Raw genomic sequence first — 5468 nt, 5'->3', positions numbered from 1 at the left:
AACCGAACGTTCGCGACCCGATTAATGATAGAGATCCGCGGACAGCATGCAACGCAAGGTGATTTTCCCCAGGGGTGGTTTCCGATGAACAGTTTCTCTTCCCGCGTTGCTGCCGCTGCCGCCGCGATCCGCCAGATCTTCCCTGAAACGCCGCTACAGGAAAACGACTATCTGTCGAAAAAGACCGGTGCGCGGGTGCTGTTGAAGCGCGAGGATCTGTCGCCGGTCCGCTCCTACAAGATCCGCGGCGCCTTCAATTTCTTCCGCAAGACACTGGCGGCCGGCAACGAGGCCGAACTGTTCGTCTGCGCGTCCGCCGGCAACCACGCGCAGGGCTTTGCTTTCGTCTGCCGCCATTTCGGCAGGCGAGGCGTCGTGTTCATGCCGGTGACGACGCCGCAGCAGAAGATCGACAAGACCAGGCTGTTCGGCGGCGATTTCATCGAGATCAGACTGGTCGGCGATTTCTTCGACGATTGCTATCGCGCTGCCCTGGAATTCACCGACAGTTCCGGCGCCCATATGGTGCCGCCTTTCGATCACAAGGACATCATCGAGGGCCAGGCAACCGTCGCCTACGAGATCGCGGACCAGATGCCGGGCGCCCGCATGCCCGATATCGTCATGCTGCCGGTCGGCGGTGGCGGACTTGCCGCGGGCGTCACCCACTATTTCGCCGATCAGGGCAGGGAAGCACACTTCGTCTTCTGCGAACCGGCAGGCGCGCCGAGCCTGCGCGAGAGCCTCGCAGCGGGGAAACGGCTCAAGCTCGCCAAGGTCGACAATTTCGTCGATGGCGCCGCGGTGGCCGAGATCGGCCGCGAGCCGTTGCGTCATCTCAAGGATTTTCCGGCCGACACGGTGCGGCTGATCCCGGAAAACAGGCTCTGCGCCACCATGATCGAGATGCTCAACGTCGAAGGCGTCGTGCTGGAGCCGGCCGGCGCGCTGGCGATCGATGCGCTCAAGGATTTCTCCAAGAAGGAGATCAGGGGCAAGACGATCGTTGCCGTGGTTTCGGGCGGCAATTTCGATTTCGAGCGGCTGCCGGACGTCAAGGAACGGGCGTTGCGCTTCGAGGGTCTGAAGAAATACTTCATCATCCGTTTTCCGCAGCGGCCGGGCGCGCTGCGCGATTTCCTCGAACTGCTCGGACCCGACGACGACATCGCCCGTTTCGAATATCTGAAGAAATCGGCGCGCAATTTTGGTTCGGTGCTGATCGGCATCGAAACCAGGGACCGTCGCAATTTCGATCTGCTCAAGGCGAAGTTCGAGGCCGAGGGCGTTCAGTATCAGGACATCACCGACAACGAGACACTGGCCGGGTTCATCATATGAGCGATCGAATGGTTGATCCGGGAAAAATCTTCGTCGCGCTGTTTTCCGGCATCAATGTCGGCGGCAACCGCATCGTCAAGATGGCGGAGCTGCGGTCGTTCTTCGAGGGCCTCGGCTTTTCCGACGTCGCCACCTACGTGCAGAGCGGCAATGCCGTGTTCCGGGCGAAGAAAGGCGACGCGGCGGCACTGGCGAACCTGCTCGAAGCAGCCTTCGAGACGAAATGGGGGTTCCATTCGCGCATCATGGTGCGCGATCTCTCCTGGTTCGAGAAGCTGGTGCGCGAAAATCCCTATCCGGAAATTGCCGCGGACCACACGAAGCTGCACGCCTATGTGCTGGAACGCGAGCCGACCGCCGATGAGGTGGCGCGGCTGACCGAAAAGTGCACCGGCCCCGAACGCTTCGAGATCAAGGGCGATGTGCTCTACCTCAGCGCACCGAATGGGCTGGGCAAATCGGTGTTTGCCGGGCTGATCCCGCGCACGCTGAAAGTGCCGGGTACCGCGCGCAATTGGCGCTCGGTGCAGGCGCTGCTGGAGATGGCCGCACACGCCGGTGAGAAGTAGTTGGCTGGCTAGGCGGAAGTTGGTTTCCAGTCGAAGGTCAGTTCTTCGCGGAAAGCAAAGCGCTTGATGTGATCGGCGACAACGCTTTCCAGGCGCTCGATCGATCCTGCTTCGTCAGTCGACACCGTGACATGCAGCGCTGCGGCATCGGCAGCCATGACGGTACGGCCCATTGAGAGATCGATGGTGCCATGGGTGGGATCGAACTCGACCGGGAATTTGTGTGCCCAGTGCTTGCACAACTGCTGCAGGTAGCGGCTGGCATGTTCGGTGGCGACGTCGGCATGGCTGGTCGGCATGAATTCTCCTGGGCAAGCGCCCTTTTGCATGGCTGGGCGCCGGCCAAGCCTGGCGCCTCAGCCAGACAGATAGGCGCCGCCCCTGAAAAACCAAACGGTAGCGGGGCCGTCAGCCTGGCATTGTCCGCTCAAGACAGCGTGATCGGCTACCAGCTTCCGGTGTTCGCCATCGAAGCCCAAGGCTCGGCCTTGGCCTTGGCCGGGCCTTTCTGCAAAAGCTCGATCGAGATGCCGTCCGGCGACTTGACGAAAGCCATGTTGCCGTCGCGCGGCGGCCGGTTGATGATGACGCCATTGTCCATCAGATGCTGGCAGGTGGCGTAGATGTCGTCGACCTCATAAGCGAGGTGGCCGAAATTGCGCCCGCCCTTGTAGTCTTCGGGATCCCAATTGTAGGTCAGTTCGACCAGCGGTGCCTTTTCATTGATGCCGCTCTCCTCGTCTTCCGGTGCGGCGAGGAAGATCAGCGTGAAGCGGCCCTGCTCGTTTTCGTAGCGGCGCACTTCCTTGAGGCCGAGCTTATTGCAGTAGAAGTCGAGCGAGGCATCGACGTCGGCGACGCGGATCATAGTGTGCAGATAGCGCATGTGATTTCCTCGATAAATTGCGTTGCGGCGCAACATAGGGTCGGCCCTGTCAAAGGGCAATCGTGCGGCGGTGCGCAATGCCGGCAAAGAACAAATCCGGTATTGCCCCAATGAACCGTGAAAAAAGGCACGGCAGGTCTTGCACACACCGGAAGCCGCAGTGTTAATCTGTTGGCAAGAATCAGTTGCGGTGTTCTTGAAAAGAGGGGGCATTCTTATGGGGGAAAAGGCCTCTTTCATGGGGCGGGACGGAACCCTTGGCGACGCCTTGCAGCGTGACGAAGGCGGCGACGCTTCTGATCTGCTCGAAGTAGCCGGCGCCATCAAGTGGTTCGATGTGGCCAAGGGTTATGGTTTCATCCTCCCGGATGACGGCATCTCGGGCGACATCCTCCTTCATGTGACATGTCTTCGAAGAGACGGCTTTCAGACGGCGCTGGAAGGCGCACGCGTGGTCTGCCTCGTCAAGCATGGCGAGCGCGGATTGCAGGCCTTCCGTGTGCTCTCCATGGATGTCACCACCGCGGTCCACCCGGCCGAGATGCAGGAGCAGCGCACCCATGTCGCGGTGACGCCGGAGAGCGGTCTCGAACGCGCCTTGGTAAAATGGTTCAACCGCACCAAGGGGTTTGGTTTTCTCACCCGCGGCGAGGGTACCGAGGACATCTTTGTCCATATGGAGACCTTGCGCCGTTACGGTATCACCGAGCTTCGGCCCGGACAGGTCGTGCTGGTTCGTTTCGGGCGCGGCGACAAAGGCCTTATGGCCGCCGAAATTCACCCCGATATGGGGACCTTGCCGGTCTCGCACTAGGGCGTTTCCGGCCGAGGATCTCGAATGGCTTACAGGAACTGGCTGACCGCGGGCGCGATGTGCGCGATTGCCTTCGTCGCCGCCGCCGGTGGTTACTTCTATTCCGAAAAGCCAACCTCGGCGGACAGCCGGGCAATGATCCTTCCGGCCGATCCGGCGCCATTGGTCGTGGTGACGAAAGGCGGTGATCGCTCTTTCTCCATCGAAGTCGCCGACACCGCCGCGGAGCGCGAGGCTGGCTTGATGTATCGCCAGGACATGGCGGACAACCACGGCATGCTGTTTGTCTTCGAGGTCCAGCAGCAGGTTGGCTTCTGGATGCACAACACCCCGATGCCGCTTGATCTGATTTTTGTCGGCCAGGACGGCAAGATCCGGGCGGTCAAGCACGGCGAGCCGCAATCAGACGCCGTCATTTCGCCTGGTGTACCGGTGCGCTTCGTGCTTGAGCTCAAGGCCGGCACTGCCGCCAGGAACGGCATCGAGTATGGCGACCTTTTGCGCCATCCGGCGGTGGGCACGGTGTCCGGCCCCGGCATGCCGCCCGCCGACAATGGCGATGCACCCAATGGCGGTGGCGGTTGAGTGCGCAAGCGGGGTCGCTGATGCAGTTTTTCACCCATGACGGCTTCGATCTTGCTTTCCTCGAGCGCCAGCCGGAATCGGGCGAGGGCGATCCGGTGCTGATGATCCACGGCTTCGCTTCGAGCCACTATGTCAACTGGGTGTCGCCCGGCTGGTTCAAGACGCTGAACGATGCCGGTTACCGCGCCATCACCTTTGACAATCGCGGCCACGGCGCGTCGTCCAAGAGCTATGATGAGGCCGACTATACGCCGGTCAAGATGGCCTCCGATGCCACTGCCTTGCTCGACCATCTCGGCATCGAGCGCGCCCACGTCATGGGTTATTCCATGGGCGCGCGCATCGCGGCGTTCATGGCGCTGTCCGATCCGGACAAGGTGGTGACGCTGGTCTTCGGCGGCCTCGGCATCGGCATGATCGACGGTGTCGGCGATTGGGATCCGATTGCCGACGCGCTGCTTGCCGAAGATCCGGCCGCGACCAGCCATCCGCGCGGCCGGTCGTTTCGCGCCTTCGCCGACCAGACCCGCAGCGATCGCCGTGCCTTGGCGGCTTGCATCGCCAAATCGCGCGAATTGCTGAGCGAGCAGGATGTTGCCCGCATCGCCCAGCCGACGCTGGTCGCAGTCGGCACCACCGACGACATAGGCGGCTCGCCCGATGAGCTTGCAGCGTTGATGCCGAACGCCAGGGCCTTCCACATCGAGGGCCGCGATCATATGCTTGCCGTCGGGGACAAGACCTTCAAGCAGCGCGTGCTGGAGTTCTATGCCGAAAATCCGCTCTGAGCGGAGGGCCCGGGCAGCGAGAAGCAGTGCCGTAGTCGGGGACGAGGCTGCTTGGCATCGTGATAGGCGCCTATCCTGATTGTCCTTAGCCGTTTGCAAGGGCCGCCAGCGATCGCGCAATGTTTTCCCGGGCCTGCGGTTCGAAGCGCTGGCGAAACTCTTGCGTGTGGAAGATATGCGGGCGGGCGAGGAAACTCTTCAAGACCGCACTGCGTCCGGCTCGCCACATCAGCTCCTCCACCCAGTGGTACTCGCGCCGCACGGCGCGCTCATAGGCGTCGAAGGCGTCCGGCGCGGCACCCAGGATCGACAGGTCCATATCCAGGAAAAGACTTGCGTCCCGTGTGGCCGTCGCGCCGTCGAACGGCGGCACCTGGTGCGTGGCGGTGGCGACAATCATTGCCGAGATGCGGTCGAGACGTGAAGGATCTGTGCGGCCCGCCAGCTTTTTTTCGGCAAGGGCGGCACTTTGCGCCTCATTGTCC

General features: G+C 62.0%; 8 protein-coding genes. 5 read left to right on the top strand and 3 right to left on the bottom strand.

Going from position 1 to position 5468, the window contains the following annotated elements; all coding sequences use genetic code 11:
• Positions 1–84 precede the first annotated feature (84 nt).
• Complete coding sequence (gene ilvA / locus EN994_RS16125; protein WP_063168104.1) at positions 85–1341, top strand: threonine ammonia-lyase IlvA; 1257 nt, start codon at positions 85–87, stop codon at positions 1339–1341.
• An 8-nt stretch (positions 1342–1349) separates the two neighbouring features.
• On the top strand, positions 1350–1910 hold the full coding sequence (locus tag EN994_RS16120; RefSeq protein WP_024503867.1) for a DUF1697 domain-containing protein: 561 nt from the start codon (positions 1350–1352) through the stop codon (positions 1908–1910).
• A gap of 8 nt (positions 1911–1918) precedes the next feature.
• On the opposite strand, the gene EN994_RS16115 is transcribed toward EN994_RS16120, so the two are convergent.
• Both EN994_RS16115 and gloA read right to left on the bottom strand, forming a co-directional pair.
• A complete protein-coding gene (locus EN994_RS16115) occupies positions 1919–2209 on the bottom strand; it encodes a DUF2218 domain-containing protein (RefSeq protein ID WP_027160411.1) in 291 nt (96 codons plus the stop codon).
• 146 nt (positions 2210–2355) lie between these two features.
• Positions 2356–2796, bottom strand: a complete 441-nt coding sequence (gene gloA, locus EN994_RS16110; protein ID WP_013531328.1) for a lactoylglutathione lyase — start codon at positions 2794–2796, stop codon at positions 2356–2358.
• Between the two features lie 238 nt (positions 2797–3034).
• On the opposite strand from gloA, the gene EN994_RS16105 reads away from it, so the two are divergent.
• From EN994_RS16105 to EN994_RS16095, 3 genes are read left to right on the top strand one after another with little or no spacing between them, the layout of a single operon-like run.
• Entirely contained in the window at positions 3035–3610 is a 576-nt protein-coding gene (locus EN994_RS16105; protein WP_174564974.1) for a cold-shock protein, read from the top strand.
• A gap of 24 nt (positions 3611–3634) precedes the next feature.
• Positions 3635–4195 carry a DUF192 domain-containing protein gene (locus EN994_RS16100; RefSeq protein ID WP_013531330.1) on the top strand — a complete coding sequence of 187 codons (561 nt, stop codon included), beginning with the start codon at positions 3635–3637 and terminating at the stop codon, positions 4193–4195.
• Positions 4196–4215: 20 nt separating this feature from the next.
• The gene (locus EN994_RS16095; protein ID WP_063168102.1) at positions 4216–4983 is read left to right on the top strand and encodes an alpha/beta hydrolase; all 768 of its coding nucleotides are present in this window, start codon (positions 4216–4218) and stop codon (positions 4981–4983) included.
• 85 nt (positions 4984–5068) lie between these two features.
• Here EN994_RS16095 and EN994_RS16090 read toward each other — a convergent pair.
• Positions 5069–5468 (bottom strand): hypothetical protein (locus tag EN994_RS16090; protein ID WP_127307640.1); only part of this gene is annotated, 400 nt, incomplete at its 5' end.

It is taken from the genome of Mesorhizobium sp. M7A.F.Ca.CA.002.09.1.1 (assembly GCF_003998555.1).
GTDB lineage: Bacteria > Pseudomonadota > Alphaproteobacteria > Rhizobiales > Rhizobiaceae > Mesorhizobium > Mesorhizobium ciceri.
This window is presented reverse-complemented; position numbering and strand designations above follow the sequence as displayed.